This is a genomic window from Pseudomonas sp. D(2018) (assembly GCF_005502555.1).
Classification (GTDB): domain Bacteria; phylum Pseudomonadota; class Gammaproteobacteria; order Pseudomonadales; family Pseudomonadaceae; genus Metapseudomonas; species Metapseudomonas resinovorans.
This window is the reverse complement of the sequence record NZ_SCOK01000080.1, coordinates 1-17,531: the sequence shown is the minus strand read 5'-3', so window position 1 is coordinate 17,531 and position 17,531 is coordinate 1. Positions and strand designations below refer to the sequence as shown.

The window sequence follows — 17,531 nt, the reverse complement described above, 5'->3', positions numbered from 1 at the left end:
CCACAGGGTTCTGCCCCACCCCATCACCCCTGGTGCAAGGCCCGGTAATGACTGGGTGCCATCCCCACCACCTTCCGAAACAGCCGCGAGAAGTAGTAGACGTCCTCGTAACCCAACTGCTCGGCGATCTGCTTCACCCCCTGATCGCCTTCGTCGAGAAGTCGGCAGGCATGGGCCATTTTCAGTTGAATGAAGTCCTGGATCGGCGCATGGCCGGTCAGGGCTCGGTAGGTCTTGGCGAAGTGGAAGCGCGACAGCTTGAACTGCGCCGCCAACTGGTCGAGGTTGAGGCTGTCGTGAAGATGGGCACGCATCACCGCCTGTACCGCGTCCACGTCCAGCACCCGGCCGGACTTGAGATAGCCCCGCACCGGCAGTACCGCCAGGGAGGTCAGCAGGGTCTGCAATTGATGGGCGGCATGGACGAAATGCGGCAGGTTCAAGCCTTGCTTGCGCAGTCCCAGCAGGCCATCCAGGTCCGCCAGCAGCCTCGGTTGCACGCCGATCCGACGCATGACCGACTGGCCCAGGGGGCGCAGGTAGTCCTCCACCAGCTCGCCTTCGAAATGCACCCAGTAGATGCTCCAGGGGCGCAGGGCGTCCGAGCCATAGGCATGGGCACGGCCCTTGGGCAACAGCAGCAGGTCACCCCCTGCCACCTCGAATCGTCCATCCCCGCTTTCCAGCCAACCCTGCCCGGAGCGGCAGTAGATCAGCAGGCTGTCTTCCGGTTCCAGGCGTTCCATACGGTGCCCCAAGGCCTCCGGGTAGTAGCCCAGGGCCAGTGGATAACAAGCGGAAGTCAGCGGATGACGGGCCAGCAGACGGCGCAACCGGGGCGGCGTGGTGAAGCGCACGCCGTTGGCCGGCAGGGGCCAGTTGGATGTCTCGACGGAGCGGCTCATGTTCGTTCTTGTAGTGGCCTGCAATACCAAGATCGTCCATCCCGCAACCAAGATCGTCAATCCACAACTGGATCGGCGGCCGCTATAAAAGCAAGAAACGACAAGGTCCCGTCTTACGGGTGGAGGACCAGATGGCCAAGACACTCCCACAACTGATCGACGGTGAATGGCGCGAAAGCCGTGCCCGCGAGCTGATCGAAGTCACCGACCCGGCAACCCAGGAGGTCCTGGCCCTTGCGCCGAAGGCCACTGCCGAGGAGATCGAGGCCGCTGTCGCCAGTGCCAAGAATGCCTTCCAGAGCTGGCGCGAAGTCCCGGTGCCGGAGCGCGCCCGGCTGATGCTGCGTTACCAGCAACTGCTCAAGGAGCATCACGACGAGCTGGCCGAACTGCTGGCCAGTGAAACCGGCAAGACCTTCGCCGATGCCAAGGGCGACGTCTGGCGCGGAATCGAAGTGGCCGAACACGCCGCCAACGTGGCCAGCCTGATGATGGGCGAGACGGTGGAGAACGTCGCCCGCGAAATCGACACGGCCAGTTGGGTACAGCCGCTGGGCGTATGCGTCGGTATCACCCCCTTCAACTTCCCGGCGATGATCCCGCTGTGGATGTTTCCGCTGGCCATCGCCTGCGGCAACACCTTCGTCCTCAAGCCGTCCGAGCAAGACCCGCTGACTCCCAACCGCCTCGCCGAGCTGTTCATCGAAGCCGGTGCGCCCAAGGGCGTGCTGCAGGTTATCCACGGTGGCCGCGAGCAAGTGGACGCGCTGCTCACCCATCCCGACGTACGTGCCATCTCCTTCGTCGGCTCGGTGCCGGTAGGCCAGCACATCTACCGCACAGGCACCGCCCACCTGAAACGGGTACAGGCCTTTGCCGGCGCCAAGAACCACATGGTGGTGCTGCCCGACGCCCACAAGGACCAGGTGCTGAGCAACCTGGTCGGCGCCAGTTGCGGTGCCGCCGGCCAGCGCTGCATGGCCATCAGCGTGGCGATATTCGTGGGAGAGGCGCGCCAGTGGATTCCCGAGCTGGCTGCGCAGATGGCCGAGCTGCGCCCTGGTCACTGGAAAGATGCCCATTCGGCCTTCGGCCCGTTGATCAGCCAACAGGCCCGCCAGCGCGTGCTGCGGCTGATCGCCGAGGGCAAGGCGGAAGGCGCCGAATGCCTGCTGGACGGCTCTCAATGCCAGGTGCCGGGCTACCCGAACGGCAACTGGCTGGGCCCCACGCTGTTCCGCGGCGTGACGCCGAAGATGGGCCTCTACCGTGAGGAGATCTTCGGCCCGGTGTTGCTGTGCATGGAGGCAGACACCCTGGAAGAGGCCATCGCCCTGGTCAACGCCAACCCCTACGGCAACGGCACCAGCCTGTTCACCCGCTCCGGTGGCGCCGCCCGGCACTTCCAGCACGCGATCGAGGTCGGCCAGGTGGGGATCAACGTCCCCGTTCCGGTGCCCCTGCCCTTCTTCTCCTTCACCGGTTGGAAGGGCTCGTTCTATGGCGACCTGCACGCCTACGGCAAGCAGGCAGTGCGCTTCTACACCGAGACCAAGACGGTCACCACGCGCTGGTTCGATGACACACCGGTCACCGGCCCGAACATGACCATCCACCTGAAGTAGGGGCGAATTCATTCGCCAAGCGGTGCGCAGCATCGCCACGGAACCGAGTACAGGCAGACGACATATGGATTTCGACCTCACCGAAGAACAACGCCTGCTGGTGGACAGCGCCCGCGCCTTTGCCAGCCACGAACTCACCCCTCACGCAGCGGAGTGGGACCGCGACCATCACTTCCCGCTGGAGGTGATCCGCCGGGCCGCCGAACAGGGTTACCTGGGGCTGTACATCAGCGAAGACGATGGCGGCCTGGGCCTTTCCCGGCTGTCGGCCGCGCTGATTTTCGAGCAACTGGCCGCCGGCTGCGTGGCCACCACCGCCTACCTGACCATCCACAACATGGCCGCCTGGATGCTCGCCTCCTTCGGCGATAGCGAGCTGAAGGCACACTGGCTGCCTGGGCTGATCAGCGGCGAGCTGCTGGCCTCCTACTGCCTGACCGAACCGGATGCCGGTTCCGATGCCGCCCACCTGCGCACCCGCGCCCGCCGCGACGGCGACCACTACGTGCTGGACGGCAGCAAATGCTTCATCTCCGGCGCCGGCAGCACCCAGGTGCTGATCGTCATGGCGCGTACCGGGCAGGACGGTGCCAAGGGCATCTCCTGCTTCCTGGTGCCGGCCGATGCCGAAGGCATCCGCTACGGCCGCAACGAAGACAAGATGGGCTGGCGTGCCCAGCCGACCCGCACCATTACGTTCGAGGCTGTGCGAATCCCGGCTGGCCATCGCATCGGCCCGGAAGGCGAAGGCTTCGTCTACGCCATGAAGGGTCTGGATGGCGGCCGCCTGAACATTGCCAGCTGTTCCCTTGGCGCCGCCCAGGCGGCCCTGGAACAGAGCCTGCGCTACGTGGAGGAACGCAGGCAGTTCGGCAAGCCATTGGCCGACTTCCAGGCCTTGCAGTTCAAGCTCGCCGACATGCTTACCGCGCTCACCGCCAGCCGGCAGATGGTGCGCCTGGCCGCCCACCGCCTGGACCAGCGGCACGCGGAGGCCAGCCTCTATTGCGCCATGGCCAAGCGCTTTGCCACCGACCAGTGCTTCGCGCTGTGCAACGAAGCCCTGCAGCTGCATGGCGGCTACGGCTACCTGAACGACTATCCTCTGGAGCGCTGGGTGCGCGATACCCGGGTGCACCAGATCCTCGAAGGCACCAATGAAATCATGCGCGTCATCGTGGCGCGTCGTTTACTGGAACAGGGCGGAACCCTTGACCGTCTGTTGTAAGGAGATGCACATGAGCACTGCCGTAGAACCCTATCAGCCCGGAATCTTCGACCTGACCCACAAGCTTACGGTGGAGAAGCACGGCCACACTGCGCTGATCACCATCAACCACCCGCCGGCCAACACCTGGGACCGCGAGTCGCTGATCGGCCTCAAGCAACTGATCGAGCACCTCAACCGCGACGACGACATCTATGCCCTGGTGGTGACCGGCCAGGGGCAGAAGTTCTTCAGCGCCGGGGCCGACCTCAATCTCTTCGCCGATGGCGACAAGGCCCGCGCCCGTGAAATGGCCCGGCGCTTCGGCGAGGCCTTCGAGGCCCTGCGCGACTTCCGTGGCGTGTCCATCGCCGCGATCAACGGCTACGCCATGGGTGGCGGCCTGGAATGTGCCCTTGCCTGCGATATCCGCATCGCCGAGCGCCAGGCGCAGTTGGCCCTGCCGGAAGCCGCCGTAGGCCTGCTGCCCTGCGCCGGTGGCACTCAGGCCCTGCCCTGGCTGGTGGGCGAAGGTTGGGCCAAGCGCATGATCCTGTGCGGCGAGCGCGTGGATGCGGAAACCGCCCTGCGCATTGGCTTGGTGGAACAGGTGGTGGACAGCGGCGAAGCCCGTGGCACCGCCCTGCTGCTGGCGGCCAAGGTGGCGCGGCAGAGCCCGGTTGCGGTACGCACCATCAAACCGTTGATCCAGGGCGCACGCGAGCGTGGGCCGAACGGCTGGCTGCCGGAAGAGCGTGAGCGCTTCGTCGACCTGTTCGACGCCGACGACACCCGCGAAGGCGTCAACGCCTTCCTGGAAAAACGCGACGCGCACTGGCGCAACAAATGACCGAACGCTGGACGAGAACGACTATGAATGTGAGTTTCGAAGAACGCAGCGGCCTGCACGGTGCCCGTATCGGCATCGCCAGCCTGGACGCCGAGGCCAGCCTCAACGCCCTGTCCCTGCCGATGATCGAGGCCCTGGACGCCAAACTGCGCGCCTGGGCCGAAGACCCGGAAATCGTCTGTGTGCTGCTGCGCGGCAATGGCCCCAAGGCCTTCTGCGCCGGCGGCGACGTACGCAAACTGGTGGACGCCTGCCGCGAGCAGCCTGGCGTGGTGCCGCCGCTCGCGGGTCGCTTCTTCTCCGACGAGTATCGTCTCGACCACCGCATCCACACCTTTCCCAAGCCGCTGATCTGCTGGGCCCATGGCCATGTGCTGGGTGGTGGCATGGGGCTGATGCAGGGAGCCTCGATCCGCATCGTCACCCCGTCCAGCCGCCTGGGGATGCCGGAAATCAACATCGGCCTCTACCCCGACGTGGGCGGCAGCTGGTTCCTCGCCCGCCTGCCCGGCAAGCTCGGCCTGTTCCTCGGCCTGGGCGCCGGCACCATCAACGCCCACGACGCGCTGGATCTCGACCTGGCCGACCGATTCCTCCTGGAAGACCAGCAGGATGCCCTGCTCGCCGGCCTGGTCCAGCTCAACTGGCAAGACCAGCCCGACGCCCAGCTCAACAGCCTGCTCAAGGCGCTGGAGCACGAATCGCGCAGTCAATTGCCGGAAGCCCAGTGGCTGCCGCGGCGCAAACGCATCGACGAGCTGCTGGATGTAGCTGACCTGCCGGCGGCCTGGAAAGCCATGACCGCCCTGCAACACGATAGCGACGTACCGCTGGCGCGCGCCGCCAAGACACTGGCCGCAGGTTGCCCGCTCACTGCCCACCTGGTCTGGGAACAGATCCGCCGGGCGAAGCACCTGTCGCTCGCCGACGTCTTCCGCATGGAATACGCCATGAGCCTGAACTGCTGCCGCCACCCGGAGTTTCCCGAAGGCGTGCGCGCACGGCTGATCGACAAGGACAACGCGCCGCGTTGGCACTGGCCAGATGTGGCGGCCATTCCCCGTGCGGTGATCGATGCCCATTTCGAGCCGGTGTGGGAAGGCCGGCACCCGCTGGACGATCTCTGACACGCTGATCGCTGCCGCGCAGCACCGGACAAGGAGAACCACGATGAGCAAGATCGCCTTTATCGGACTGGGCCACATGGGCCTGCCCATGGCCCGCAACCTGCTCAAGGCCGGCCATGACCTCCGGGTTTACGATCTGGTGCAGGCCGCCATCGACGAGTTGGCGGCCGAAGGGGCCAAGCCAGCGCGAGATGCGCGGGACGCGGTCGGCGATACCCAGGTGGTGATCACCATGCTGCCGGCCAGCAAGCATGTGGAAGGATTGTTGCTGGGCGACGGCGGCCTGCTGGCGTCCATCGCCCCCGGCAGCCTGCTGCTGGAATGCTCGACCATCGCCCCCGAATCCGCGCGCAAGGTGCACGCGGCGGCCAAGGCACGCGGCATCGAGCTGCTGGATGCGCCGGTATCGGGCGGCACGGCCGGTGCGGCGGCGGGCACTCTGACCTTCATGGTGGGCGGCGAAGCGGCGGCACTGGAAAAGGCACGGCCGGTCTTCGAGGCCATGGGCAAGAACATCTTCCACGCCGGCCCTGACGGCGCCGGCCAGGTGGCCAAGGTGTGCAACAACCAGTTGCTGGCGGTGCAGATGATCGGCACCGCCGAGTCCATGGCCCTGGGCGTGGCCAACGGCCTCGACCCGGCCATCCTCGCCGAGATCATGCGCCAGAGCTCGGGCGGCAACTGGGTGCTGGAACGCTACAACCCCTGGCCGGGCGTGATGCCCAACGCGCCGGCGAGCAAGGACTACGACGGCGGATTCATGGCCGAGTTGATGACCAAGGATCTGGGCCTGGCCCAGGAGACCGCGCAGCACAGCCTCTCCAGCACCCCCATGGGCGCCCTGGCGCTTCAGCTCTATCGCCTGCTGCTCAAGCAGGGAAAGGGCAAGAAGGATTTCTCGGTGGTGCAGAAGCTGTTTATGGAGTGAGCGAACTTACAGAGTACGGTGGGCAGGATGGCGGTGGGGCTTCTCAAGCTCAATCCCGTCCTAGGAGAGGCGACACGGCTACCAATCAACACCCACTTCCGCCTGGGCCTTCCAGGCCTCGAGCACGACCTGCAGGTGCTCGCTTTCCACGGCCGCGAAGCCCTCAACCAGCGCTGTCGCTGCGACATCGAACTGGTCAGCGGTTGAAGGTCCTGGAACCCCTTGTAGGAGCTAGCTTGCTAACGAATGCGGACATTTTCGCCAACAAGAACTCGGCGTCCCCTGGCGCCTACAAGCGCTCACGCTCACCGGTTGCCGTCTAGCAACAGCTAACGCGGACATAGCCTTTCTTTTCAATCACGTGATACGGGATTGGCTCAGGTGCTGATTGGCGTTTGTGGCACTGGGCGTTACAAAGGGCGCATGTCGCTGCGATACTTGAAGCGGTGTCCCGGGGCATTGGCGGGTCGCTGGCGTGCTAGCATAATGATGGCCATTTAATTGCACAAAACGGGGATGAGAGTAGCGCCCAACGTAAGCCTGTTTATCTGAACTAGCGTTTAGGCACTAAGCAGTTTCAAACCCCGCGGTGCCCGGCACCTCTAGATGAAAAAAGTGAATAACAAGAACAGGGACATCCACGTACTTGAAAAATATTGTCCTGACCACCCTCCTTCTAGCGTCGTTGCACGTCACTGCATCCCAGGCTGACAGCAACAAGCTGGTCTGGCTGATGAATGACTTCCCCCCCTTCATTGACGTCAGCGGCTCCATGCCGGGGCGAGGAATTGCCGATGAACTGGTGCGCTACCTGATTCCACGCATGCCTGAGTATCAACATGAGTTCGAGGTGGCTAGCATCGCTCGCGCCCATGGCCTGATGGAGCAGGGCGAGCAGGTCTGCCACCCGAGCTTGCTGATGAACGAGGACCGCAAGCGAATAATGGTCTTCAGCGATCCGGTCTTTTTCATTCTGACCCACCGGGTACTCATCCGTAAGGATCGCCTGGATCGCTTCAGCGCCTATCTGATGCCCGATGGCAGCATTGATGCCAAACGCCTGACCCACGACCCCAACCTGGTCACTGCGATCACCGAACGACGCGCCTACTCCCCCTCGATCAACGCAGCGCTGGAAGACGTGGCCGATACCCGTCACATCCTCAAGGCAGGCGTCCAGTTCAACTCACCCTTTCACCAACTGATGTCCGGATGGATCGACTACCTTTTCGCTTACCCGGTCGAATACGGCTGGTACCGCAAGCAGCAGAACGAGTCGAGTGATGTAGTGATGCGTACTATCCCGATCTCGGGTGACCCTGAGTTCATACTGGGCTACGTCACCTGCACCAAGGGCCTGTGGGGTCAGAAGGTGATCGAGCAGGTAAACGCCGCGATCAAGGAAGCAGGGCCTCGCCCATCCTGGGTGCAAAAGACGGTCGACTATACGGCTCCAGAAGAAGTCGAACGATTCGAGAAGGCGTTTGAGCGCAATAGCCCCTTCCTCCCATAAGCCTCAAGGACGACTGCCAGTGAGCCATCCTCCTCCTGCGCGCAAGACAACCTCCCTTGCAAGGCGGCTACTGTTCTGGGTCCTGCTGGTCAGCGCGTTTAATGCCCTGCTGGCCATATCGGTCCAGCTCTTTGTCGACTATCGCCGCGACCTTGCCGACCTCTCGGACAATCTCGGCTTCATCCGCAAAAGCCAGAGCGAAAGCCTGGCTGCCGCCGCCTGGAACTTCGATCGCCCTCTGGTTCAAGTACAGCTGGAAGGCCTGGTGCGCTCCCCGTGGATTGCCGGGGCAATTGTGCGGTATGGCCCCAACGAAGGTGCAGAAGTGGAATCGGGCAAGATCTCGATCGATTCGGACGAGATGGTCGAGTACCCGCTCGATTTCGACACCGGGCCGCGCAAGGTCCGGGTTGGGCGCCTGTACGTGGTGCCCAACCTGGACCTTGTCTATCAGCGAACGCTGGACAGAGGCCTGGTGGTCGCCGCCACGCAGGGAGTGAAGACCCTGATCTTTTCGCTGGCCCTGCTATTGCTGATAAGGCATCTGGTAATTCGCCACTTGGGCCGTTTGGCTGACTTCGTCCGCGATTTCCAGCCGGGACGGTCTTTAGTCCCTGTAGCCTTGGCCCGGCGCCCGGACGAAGCAGAGGATGAGCTGACTGAACTTGCCACTGCACTGAACCAAACCTATAAGCGGCTCAACGACTTCCACGAAGCGGAACAGAGGCAGCGCGGTACCTGGAAGAGCAGGTGCAGCGGCGCACCCGGCACCTGGATCAGGCGCTGATGGAGCAACAGGCGATCTTCGACAACTCGTTGACCGGCATCGCATTCCTGCGCGAACGCAAAATTGTCCGCTGCAACGCCAGTTTTGAACGGATGTTCGGCTATGAATCAGGTGAACTGATCGGTCAATCCGCGAGCATCCTGTACCCGTCCTACGACGCCTTCGAGCAGCGGGAGCAGCGTTTCTCGCCTGTGCTCCTGAGCGGCGGGAGCTTTGAAGAAGACGTTCAGCAAGCGCGCAAGGACGGCCAGCCTATCTGGTGTTGTGCTCAGTTGAAGCTGGTCGATGCCCAGACTCCTGAGCAAGGTACGGTGCTGACCGTGCAAGACATCACACAGCGGCGCCAAGCCGAGCAAGCATTGGTCAGGTTGGCGCACTTGGATGGACTGACCGGTATCGCGAATCGCCGTGCCCTCGATGAAGCACTGGAAGCCGCTTGCCGGCAGATGTGCCGGGACAACAGCGGCCTGACCCTGGCTCTTCTCGACGTAGACTGCTTTAAACAGTTCAACGACAACTACGGCCATAGTGCCGGCGATCAGGCCCTGTGCCTGGTCGCCAACGCCGTTGCCGCAGCCGCCCGCAGACCTTACGACCTGGCGGCACGCTACGGTGGCGAAGAGTTCGCCCTTCTGTTGCCGGGGTGCGTCGAGTCGGCAATCGTCCTTGAGCGGCTGAGGCTGGCGGTGATGGAGGAGGCCATTCCACACGCATACTCCACCGCTGCAGGGGTAATCTCTGTCAGCATCGGCGCCGTCAGTGTCACTGGCGACGAAGCTTGCCAACCGGAGGTGTTGCTGGCACAGGCGGATGCCCTGCTCTACAAGGCCAAGCGCGAAGGGCGTAACCGCGTGGCTCTGCATTCACCAAGCATGCAACGTGCTCCTGATGAGGTTCACGCCAGGAGAAGAGGAACCGAGTGAGAGGTGCCGTTGGTGGGGCGACTCAACGCTCCCTCAAGGCCTCGGCCCGAGCTTTGACGATGGGTTTGAGCAGGTAGCTGAGGATGCTCTTCTTGCCGGTCATGATATCCACCGAAGCGACCATGCCGGGAATGATCAGCAGCGGGTTCTGGTCGCTACCCAGGTGGCTCTTCTGGGTGCGCAACTTGATCAGGTAGAAGCTGTTGCCGTCTTCGTCCGTAATGGTGTCCGCGCCGATCTGCTCCAGATCGGCGGTCAGCCCGCCATAGATGGTGAAGTCATAGGCGGTGAACTTGACCATGGCGCGTTGTCCGGGGTGCAGGAACGCAATGTCCTGCGGCCGGATGCGCGCTTCTACCAGCAGCGTGTCGTCCAGCGGCACGATCTCCACCAGGTCGCTGCCCGGCTGGATCACGCCACCGATGGTGTTGACCAGCAACTGCTTGACGATACCCCGCACCGGCGAGGTGACCAGGGTGCGCTTGACCCGGTCCTCCAGGGCCTTGCCGGTGGCGTTGGCCTTGTTCAGCTCGGTACGCGCCTCGTTCAACTGGGCCAGTGCCTCGCTGCGAAAGCGCGAGCGGGTCTCGGCGATCTTGCGCTCGGCTTCCTTGATCGCTGACTCGGCGCGGGGAATGGCCAGGCTAGTGGCTTCCAGCTCGCCTCGGTTCTCCACTTCGGCACGGCGCAGGCGCAGCACTTCCACCTTGGAGATCGCACCCTGGGCCACCAGGGGCTCGGAGATGGCGATCTCCTGACGCAGCAGTTGCAGGCTGTTGCGGTATTGGCCTTGTTTGGAGATGAACTCCTGCAGTTCCTGGCGGCGCTGCACCAGTTGTTCCTCGAGGCCGGCCACCTCTTCCTGAAGCTGCTGCTGCCGGCTGCGGTACAGGGCGTCCTCGCTGTCCGCCTGCTCGGGGGCGACGTTGCGAAGCGCTTCGGAAATCTCCAGCGGGCGGTCGTCAACCTCGGCGCTCAGGCGCTCAACCCGCAGCTGCATGGCGTTGCGGTCAGCCTCGGTCTCGCCGACGTTCGACTCGAAACGGGTCGGGTCCAGACGCAGCAACGGATCACCCACTTCCACCACTTGACCCTCGTGGATGAAGAGCTCGGACACGATGCCGCCTTCCAGGTTCTGCACCTTCTGCAGCTTCGAGGAGGGAATCGCCTTGCCTTCGCCACGGGTGACTTCATCCACCTGGGCAAAGTGCGCCCAGAGTGCCATGAACAGGGTGAAGCCAATGAGGGTCCAGATGGTCAGCCGCACGACGCGCGGTGCATCTTCCACCAGGGCCTTGTTGACCTCCGGCAGCGGTTGGTCGGACAGCGAGTCACCGCCCTTGAAGTACTGGCGCAGCGCGCCGAAGCCCTTATGCGACACTGATCTGCCCCTTCTTCAGCGCTTCCATGACCGCTTCCTTCGGGCCGTCGGCAATGACCCGGCCACGGTCGATGATCAACAGACGATCCACCAGCGAAAGCATCGAGGCGCGGTGAGTGACCAGCAACAGGGTCTTGTTGGCGATCACCGAGGCGAGGCGTTCCTTGAGGCGCTCCTCGCCAGGGTTGTCCATCGAACTGGTGGGTTCGTCGAGCAGCAGGATCGGCGGGTCGAGCAGCAAGGCGCGCGCCAGGGCAACGTTCTGCCGCTGGCCGCCGGAGAGGTTCTGCCCGCGCTCCCCGACCTGCAGCTCATAGCCCTGCGGATGCATCCGGGCGAATTCGTGCACGCCGGACAGCTCCGCCGCCTGCAACACCAATTCGTCTTCCACATAGCGGGCGCCAGACATCAGGTTGTCGCGCAGGGTACCGCTGAACAACTGGATATCCTGAGGGACGTAGCCGACGTTGTGGCGCAGCTCGCTGACGTCCAGCTGGCGGATATCGGTGCCGTCCACCAGCAGACTGCCGGAGTCAGCCTGGTAGAGCCCGACGATCAGCTTGGCCAGGGAGCTCTTGCCCGAACCGCTGCGGCCGATGATGCCGATCTTCTCGCCCGGGCGGATGATCAGGTTGACCTCGCTCAGGGCCGGGATCTGCTGATGCGGGTAGGTGAAGCTGATCTGCCGCAGCTCAAGGCTGCCCTGCAGCTTGGAACGGACCAGGGGTTGCTCGCCCTCCTGGCGCTCCTGGGGCAGGTCCATCATCTGGTCCACGGAAATCATGGTCAGGCGCGCCTGCTGATAGCGCGTGAGCAGGCCAGAGAGTTGGGTCAGCGGCCCAAGGGCTCGGCCGTTGAGCATGTAGCAGGCGATCAGCCCGCCCATGCTGAGGTCCCCGTCCATGATCAGGTACACCCCGGCGACGATCATCACCACACCGGCCAGTTGCTGGATCATCAGCGTCAGGTTCATCGCCAGGCTGGAGAGCATCTTCACCCGCAGCTCGAGGCGGCCAAGGGTGCCGATGGTCTGCTCCCAGAGGTACTGTCGGTCGCTCTCGGCGTTGTTGACCTTCACCGCATCGAGACCGGCGAGGGTTTCGATCAGGCTCGACTGACGTTCGGCGGCCAGCGCCATGGTGCGGTCCATGGTTGCCACCAGCGGCTTCTGCAACAACCAGCTGATGCCCATGGCCAGCGGGAAGGCAAGGATCGGAATCCATACCAGATGTCCGCCCAGCAGGCCGATCACCAGTAGGATCAACAGGGTGAACGGCAGGTCGATGACGCTGGTCAGGGTCAGCGAGGCCAGGAAGTCCCGTAGCGTCTGGAACTCATGGATGTTCTGGGCAAAGCTGCCGACCCGCATCGGGCGGTACTTCATCGCCATGCCGACGATGCGCTCGAACAAGGTGGCGGAGATGATCAGGTCGGTCTTCTTGCCAGCCAGGTCAAGGCACAGGCCGCGCATGGTCTTGAGCAGCAGGTCGAAGAAGTAGGCGCCAGAAATACCGATGGCCAGCACCCAGAGGGTCGCGGCGGCCTGGTTGGGCACTACGCGGTCGTACACGTTCATCACGAAAAGCGGCGCGCCGAGGCCGATCAGGTTGATCAGCAGGCTCGCGGCGACGGCATCGATGTAGAGCCAGCGCGAGCGCTTCAGGGTGTCGCGGAACCAGGACTGGGTGCGCGGAATCAGGCTGCCCTGGTTGAGGTCGTACTTGTGCTGGGGTTGGGCGAAGAACACCTGGCCGCTGTAGTCCTCCTGCAGCAACTCGCGGGAAACCTTCACCTCGCCGCCATCGCTCTCGCTGAGCAGCAGGCGAGCAGTTCCATCGTCGCTCCAGCCGAGCATCACCGCGCAACGGCCTTCCTTGAGAAGCAGCAGCGCGGGCATGGCGATCTTCGGGATCTGCTCCAGGCGACGCTGCAGGAGGCGCCCCTGCAGACCGGCACGGGCCGCGGCGCGGGGCAGCAGTTCGGAAGTCAGGCGCTGTTTAGGCAGCGGCAGGCCACTGGTGAGCATGGCCCGGTTGGCGGGTTTGCGGTGCAGGACGCAAAGGGATAGCAGCGAATCCAGCAACGGATCGTCATGCTGCCCACGGGGATCGGTATTGAGTTGAATCGGGCTGACTTCTGGATCCACGCCTGGGCACTCTGCTCTGGGTTCGACGAAAGACTCTGCCTGGAGCCGGACTCACCGCCAGGGCGAAGCAGGTGCTTCGCCCTGGCGGTGCAGGTGGGATCCAGGGATTCAGTTCAAGCCGGGAAGGGTTGCCTGTGGCTTCAGTTCGGTCTGTACGACCGTTGCCATCGGCGCCACCACTCCCTGGCTCTTCAGCAACTCGCCTATGGTCGCCTTGATGCGGTACTGAGTAAACAGCTCGGTGTAACGCAGGTCCACCAAGCGACGCGAGGCAGTGAAGAGTTCGTTCTCGCTGTCCAGCAGGTCGAGCAAGGTACGTTCGCCGATGCTGAATTGCTGTTGGTAGGACGCACGCACGCGGGTGCTGTAGTCAACGTACTGCTGGGCAATCGGCACTTGCTCACGGGCGTTGTTCAGGGCATTCCAGGACAGGCCCAGCTCCTCGTTCAGCACACGCAGGGCGTTGTTGCGGATGTCCAGCGCTTCGTTGATCTGGTAGGCCTTGGACTCCAGGTCAGCCTTGTTGCTGCCACCGGCGAACAGGTTGTAACGCATGCGCAACATTGCCTGCCATTCGTTGACGTGGCCGTTCTCGCCGTCCAGGTCATTGTCCGCCCCACGGGACAATTCGGCATCGAAGCGCGGATAGAAGAAGGACTTGGCGGCGTCATACTGCTTCTCGGCAGCAGCGACATCGGACTCCGCAGAGCGCAGGATCGGGCTGTTGGCAAGCAGGGTCTGGCGAGCCGACTCCAGGGACTCCGGCAATTGCCCTGGCAGGCCAGCCGGCTCGCTGAGTTCCACCGGATCCACGCCCACGACGCTGTAGAAATTGGTGCGAGCGTCACTCAGGTTGGTCTGTTCGGTGATCAGGTTGTTGCGGGCCTGGGCCAGGCGAGCTTCTGCCTGGTCCTGGTCGGCCAGGCGCCCTACCCCACGCTCACTGCGCAGGGTGATCTGGTCGAAGATGCGTTCGTGGCTGCGCAGGTTTTCCTGGGCCAGGCGCACCATCTCCTGGCGGCGCAGCACGTCGATATAGACCTGGGCCACGTCCAGCGCGGTGCGCTCGGAAGTACCGAGCAACGAGTAGGCGCGGGAGTTGACGGTGGCCTGCTGGCGGCCGACCTCGTTCTTGGTGGCGAAGCCATCGAACACCATCTGTTGCAGACGCAGGCTGGACTCACCACGAGTCATGGTCTTCCAGTGGTCGTCGCCGGTGGCGCGAGTGGTGGTGTTGTCAGTGCCCTCACGGCCATATCCCCCCAGTAGGTCCACCGAAGGCAGATACCCCCCTTTGGCAGCCTGAAGCTGTTTGTCGGCCGACAGACGGCTGTTCACCCCAGCCTGGATCTCCGGATGGGCATCCATGGCACGTTGCATTGCCTCGGAGAGACTCTGGGCGTGGGCGGGCAGGCTGACAGCCAGGGCAAACGGGAGAACGGCGGAGAAGCGCAGACGCATGTTCTTGGCATCCTTTTCGTTGAATTGGAGGTCCGGAAACTTCACCGGAAGCGGCCTTTTTTCGAGGCTGGGAAGTCGTGATACGAGTCACACTTTACGGCACGGGACGAGCGATGAATATCAAAGTGACAGCATGCATTCGATTGTTTAGGATGAGAGTCAATTGGTCAATACTTTGGCATATTCCCAATAGCCAATCGTAATAAGCCAATTTATTGGCGCCACCTTTACGCCACGCCTTAACTATAGAAAGGGAATGTCAGTCCTGCGCTTGGTCGTCGACGGAACGACCCCCAGCGACGACAAGCCAGCTGAGAGCCACTCCAGGAGAGTCACCCCATGAGCAGTGTTGTTGCGATCGTCAAAAGCATTGTCGGCCAGGTATTTGCCATGTCGCCCGAGGGTATCCAGCGCCTGCTCATCGAAGGCGACAGACTCTTCAAGGGCGATCAGTTGCAAACCGGCCTCGAAGGCATGGTGACGCTCGAACTCACCGATGGCCGCACCGTCGACCTCGGCCGCGATAGCCAGTGGAGCGAATCCGATGCGGACGCCAGCACTGGAGCCCAGGCGCCCCAGCCGGCCACGCAGACACCCGCCGATGACGTTGCACAACTGCAGAAGGCCATCGAGGCGGGTGTCGACCCGACCAGGGAACTCGAAGCCACTGCGGCCGGCCCGAGCGCTGGTGGCGCTGGTGGTGGTGCCGCCGGTGGCGGCCATAGTTTCGTGATGCTGGATGCGACGGGTGACCGCGTCGACCCAACCATTGGTTTCCCCACTGGAATCGAGCCACTGGCCGGCGCAGCGCTGGTCGAAGAGGACGGCACTCCGACCGTAGATGCCACGCTCCCGTCGAATGATGGCCAGCAGCCCGCCCCTGACGTGCCGGATAGCCCCAACGCGTCCCCGCAAGGCCAGGACGCCAGCATCACCACTGACGAAGACACCCCGATCACAGGACAGCTGGGGGCCACCGACCCCGAGGGCGACCCGCTCACCTTTGCGCCTGGCGACACCCCGCGCAACGGCACCGTCGTGATCAACCCGGATGGCTCCTACACCTACACGCCCAACCCGAACTTCAACGGCACCGACAACTTCACGGTCATCGTCGATGACGGCAAAGGCGGCACCGACACGATCGTCGTCACCATTGGCGTGAATCCGGTAAACGACGCCCCCGTTGCAGCCAACGATGGCCCGACTGCGGTCACCGAGGACACGCCCGCCACCGGAAACGTGCTGACCAACGACAGCGACTCCGACGGCGATACCCTCACCGTCACCCAGTTCACGGTGGGCGGCACGACCTACACCGCCGGCCAGACCGCCAACCTCACCGGCGTTGGCACCCTAGTGATCAACGCCAACGGCAGCTACACCTTCACCCCGGCGCCGAACTACAGCGGCCCAGTACCGACCGCGACCTACACCGTCAGCGACGGCACCACGACCGATACCGCCGAACTGAACTTCGCCGATGTCACCTCGGTGGACGATGCGTCCGCTCTGGTCGCTGACAGCAACACCGTCACCGAGGACAACCCCGCCACCGGCAATGTGCTGGGTAATGACAGCGACGTAGATAACACCCTCACTGTTGCCAGCTTCAGCGTGGCCGGTATCACTGGCAGCTTCACCGCCGGTTCCAGCGCGGTCATCGCCGGCGTCGGTACCCTGACCATCGCCGCCAACGGCAACTACACCTTCACTCCGGATGCCAACTGGAACGGTGACGTGCCGCAGGTCACCTACACCACCAACACCGGCAGCAGCTCGACGCTGAACATCAGCGTCACCCCGATGAACGATGCCCCCGAAGCGGGTAACGATGGTCCGGTCCCGGTAAGCGAGGACACCCCGACCACCGGCAACGTGCTGACCAACGACAGCGATGTAGAAGGCGATACCCTCACGGTCACCCAGTTCACGGTGGGCGGCACGACCTACACCGCCGGCCAGGCCGCCAACCTCACCGGCGTTGGCACCCTGGTGATCAACACCAACGGCAGCTTCACCTTCACTCCGGCGCCGAACTACAACGGCCCGGTACCCACCGCGACCTATACCGTCACCGACGGTTCGGCCACCGATACCGGCGAGCTGAGCTTCGGCAACGTCAGCCCGGTCAATGATGCACCGGTCGCCAGCAATGACGGCCCGACTGCGGTGGCCGAAAACACCCCCGCCAGCGGCAATGTACTGACCAATGACAACGACGCCGATGGCGATACCCTGACCGTTACCGGTTTCAGCTTCGGCGGAACCAGTTACCTGGCTGGCCAGACCGCGACCATCAATGGCGTCGGCTCGCTGGTGATCAATGCCAACGGCAGCTTCACCTTCACCCCGGCGCTGAACTACAACGGCCCGGTACCGACCGCGACCTACACCGTCAGCGACGGCACCGCCACCGATACCGCCGAGCTGAGCTTCGGCAACGTCACTCCGGTCGACGATACGTCCGTCCTGGTCGCGGACACCAACACCGTGGCCGAAGACAACCCCGCCACTGGCAACGTGCTGGGCAACGACGGCGATGTGGATAACACCCTCAGCGTTGCCAGCTTCAGCATCAATGGCGTCACCGGCAGCTTCACTGCAGGTTCCAGTGCGGTCATCGCCGGCGTCGGCACCCTGACCATCGCCGCCAATGGCAACTACACCTTCACCCC

Annotated in this window: 14 protein-coding genes; 10 read left to right on the top strand and 4 right to left on the bottom strand. The window is 63.6% G+C overall.

Annotated features, from left to right (window positions below; translation table 11 throughout):
• Positions 1–23: 23 nt before the first annotated feature.
• Positions 24–905, bottom strand: a complete 882-nt coding sequence (locus FFS60_RS27180; RefSeq protein WP_028626331.1) for an AraC family transcriptional regulator — start codon at positions 903–905, stop codon at positions 24–26.
• 131 nt (positions 906–1,036) lie between these two features.
• Between FFS60_RS27180 and FFS60_RS27175 the strand changes: the two genes are divergently transcribed.
• The 9 genes from FFS60_RS27175 to FFS60_RS27135 all read left to right on the top strand — a co-directional run bounded on the left by FFS60_RS27175 (position 1,037) and on the right by FFS60_RS27135 (position 9,865).
• Positions 1,037–2,530, top strand: coding sequence for a CoA-acylating methylmalonate-semialdehyde dehydrogenase (locus tag FFS60_RS27175; protein WP_137823750.1), 1,494 nt, complete (start codon positions 1,037–1,039; stop codon positions 2,528–2,530).
• A gap of 64 nt (positions 2,531–2,594) precedes the next feature.
• A complete protein-coding gene (locus tag FFS60_RS27170) occupies positions 2,595–3,758 on the top strand; it encodes an isobutyryl-CoA dehydrogenase (RefSeq protein WP_137823749.1) in 1,164 nt (387 codons plus the stop codon).
• A 10-nt stretch (positions 3,759–3,768) separates the two neighbouring features.
• Positions 3,769–4,587, top strand: a complete 819-nt coding sequence (locus FFS60_RS27165; RefSeq protein ID WP_137823748.1) for an enoyl-CoA hydratase — start codon at positions 3,769–3,771, stop codon at positions 4,585–4,587.
• 23 nt (positions 4,588–4,610) lie between these two features.
• Positions 4,611–5,714, top strand: coding sequence for an enoyl-CoA hydratase/isomerase family protein (locus tag FFS60_RS27160; RefSeq protein WP_137823747.1), 1,104 nt, complete (start codon positions 4,611–4,613; stop codon positions 5,712–5,714).
• 43 nt (positions 5,715–5,757) lie between these two features.
• Complete coding sequence (mmsB, locus tag FFS60_RS27155) at positions 5,758–6,642, top strand: 3-hydroxyisobutyrate dehydrogenase (protein ID WP_137823746.1); 885 nt, start codon at positions 5,758–5,760, stop codon at positions 6,640–6,642.
• Between the two features lie 27 nt (positions 6,643–6,669).
• A complete protein-coding gene (locus FFS60_RS27150) occupies positions 6,670–6,849 on the top strand; it encodes a hypothetical protein (RefSeq protein ID WP_137823745.1) in 180 nt (59 codons plus the stop codon).
• 439 nt (positions 6,850–7,288) lie between these two features.
• Complete coding sequence (locus FFS60_RS27145) at positions 7,289–8,155, top strand: TIGR02285 family protein (RefSeq protein ID WP_171016590.1); 867 nt, start codon at positions 7,289–7,291, stop codon at positions 8,153–8,155.
• Positions 8,156–8,174: 19 nt separating this feature from the next.
• The gene (locus FFS60_RS27140; protein WP_171016589.1) at positions 8,175–8,942 is read left to right on the top strand and encodes a hypothetical protein; all 768 of its coding nucleotides are present in this window, start codon (positions 8,175–8,177) and stop codon (positions 8,940–8,942) included.
• Positions 8,906–9,865 carry a diguanylate cyclase domain-containing protein gene (locus FFS60_RS27135; RefSeq protein WP_137823742.1) on the top strand — a complete coding sequence of 320 codons (960 nt, stop codon included), beginning with the start codon at positions 8,906–8,908 and terminating at the stop codon, positions 9,863–9,865. The genes FFS60_RS27140 and FFS60_RS27135 overlap by 37 nt, the downstream gene beginning before the upstream one ends.
• Positions 9,866–9,887: 22 nt before the next feature.
• Here the strand turns inward: FFS60_RS27135 and FFS60_RS27130 are convergent, their stop codons facing one another.
• From FFS60_RS27130 to FFS60_RS27120, 3 genes are all read right to left on the bottom strand, one after another.
• Complete coding sequence (locus FFS60_RS27130) at positions 9,888–11,246, bottom strand: HlyD family type I secretion periplasmic adaptor subunit (RefSeq protein WP_137823741.1); 1,359 nt, start codon at positions 11,244–11,246, stop codon at positions 9,888–9,890.
• Complete coding sequence (locus FFS60_RS27125) at positions 11,236–13,392, bottom strand: type I secretion system permease/ATPase (protein WP_137823740.1); 2,157 nt, start codon at positions 13,390–13,392, stop codon at positions 11,236–11,238. Before FFS60_RS27125 ends, FFS60_RS27130 begins: the two co-directional genes overlap by 11 nt.
• A 108-nt stretch (positions 13,393–13,500) precedes the next feature.
• Positions 13,501–14,853, bottom strand: coding sequence for a TolC family outer membrane protein (locus FFS60_RS27120; RefSeq protein WP_137823739.1), 1,353 nt, complete (start codon positions 14,851–14,853; stop codon positions 13,501–13,503).
• 339 nt (positions 14,854–15,192) lie between these two features.
• On the opposite strand from FFS60_RS27120, the gene FFS60_RS27115 reads away from it, so the two are divergent.
• Positions 15,193–17,531 (top strand): retention module-containing protein (locus FFS60_RS27115; protein WP_137823738.1); only part of this gene is annotated, 2,339 nt, incomplete at its 3' end.

Bases quoted from the DNA above. Each gene is read 5' to 3' on its own strand.
- FFS60_RS27180 (WP_028626331.1), bottom strand. From the start codon at position 905: ATGAGCCGCTCCGTCGAGACATCCAACTGGCCCCTGCCGGCCAACGGC.
- FFS60_RS27175 (WP_137823750.1), top strand. From the start codon at position 1,037: ATGGCCAAGACACTCCCACAACTGATCGACGGTGAATGGCGCGAAAGC.
- FFS60_RS27170 (WP_137823749.1), top strand. From the start codon at position 2,595: ATGGATTTCGACCTCACCGAAGAACAACGCCTGCTGGTGGACAGCGCC.
- FFS60_RS27165 (WP_137823748.1), top strand. From the start codon at position 3,769: ATGAGCACTGCCGTAGAACCCTATCAGCCCGGAATCTTCGACCTGACC.
- FFS60_RS27160 (WP_137823747.1), top strand. From the start codon at position 4,611: ATGAATGTGAGTTTCGAAGAACGCAGCGGCCTGCACGGTGCCCGTATC.
- mmsB (WP_137823746.1), top strand. From the start codon at position 5,758: ATGAGCAAGATCGCCTTTATCGGACTGGGCCACATGGGCCTGCCCATG.
- FFS60_RS27150 (WP_137823745.1), top strand. From the start codon at position 6,670: ATGGCGGTGGGGCTTCTCAAGCTCAATCCCGTCCTAGGAGAGGCGACA.
- FFS60_RS27120 (WP_137823739.1), bottom strand. From the start codon at position 14,853: ATGCGTCTGCGCTTCTCCGCCGTTCTCCCGTTTGCCCTGGCTGTCAGC.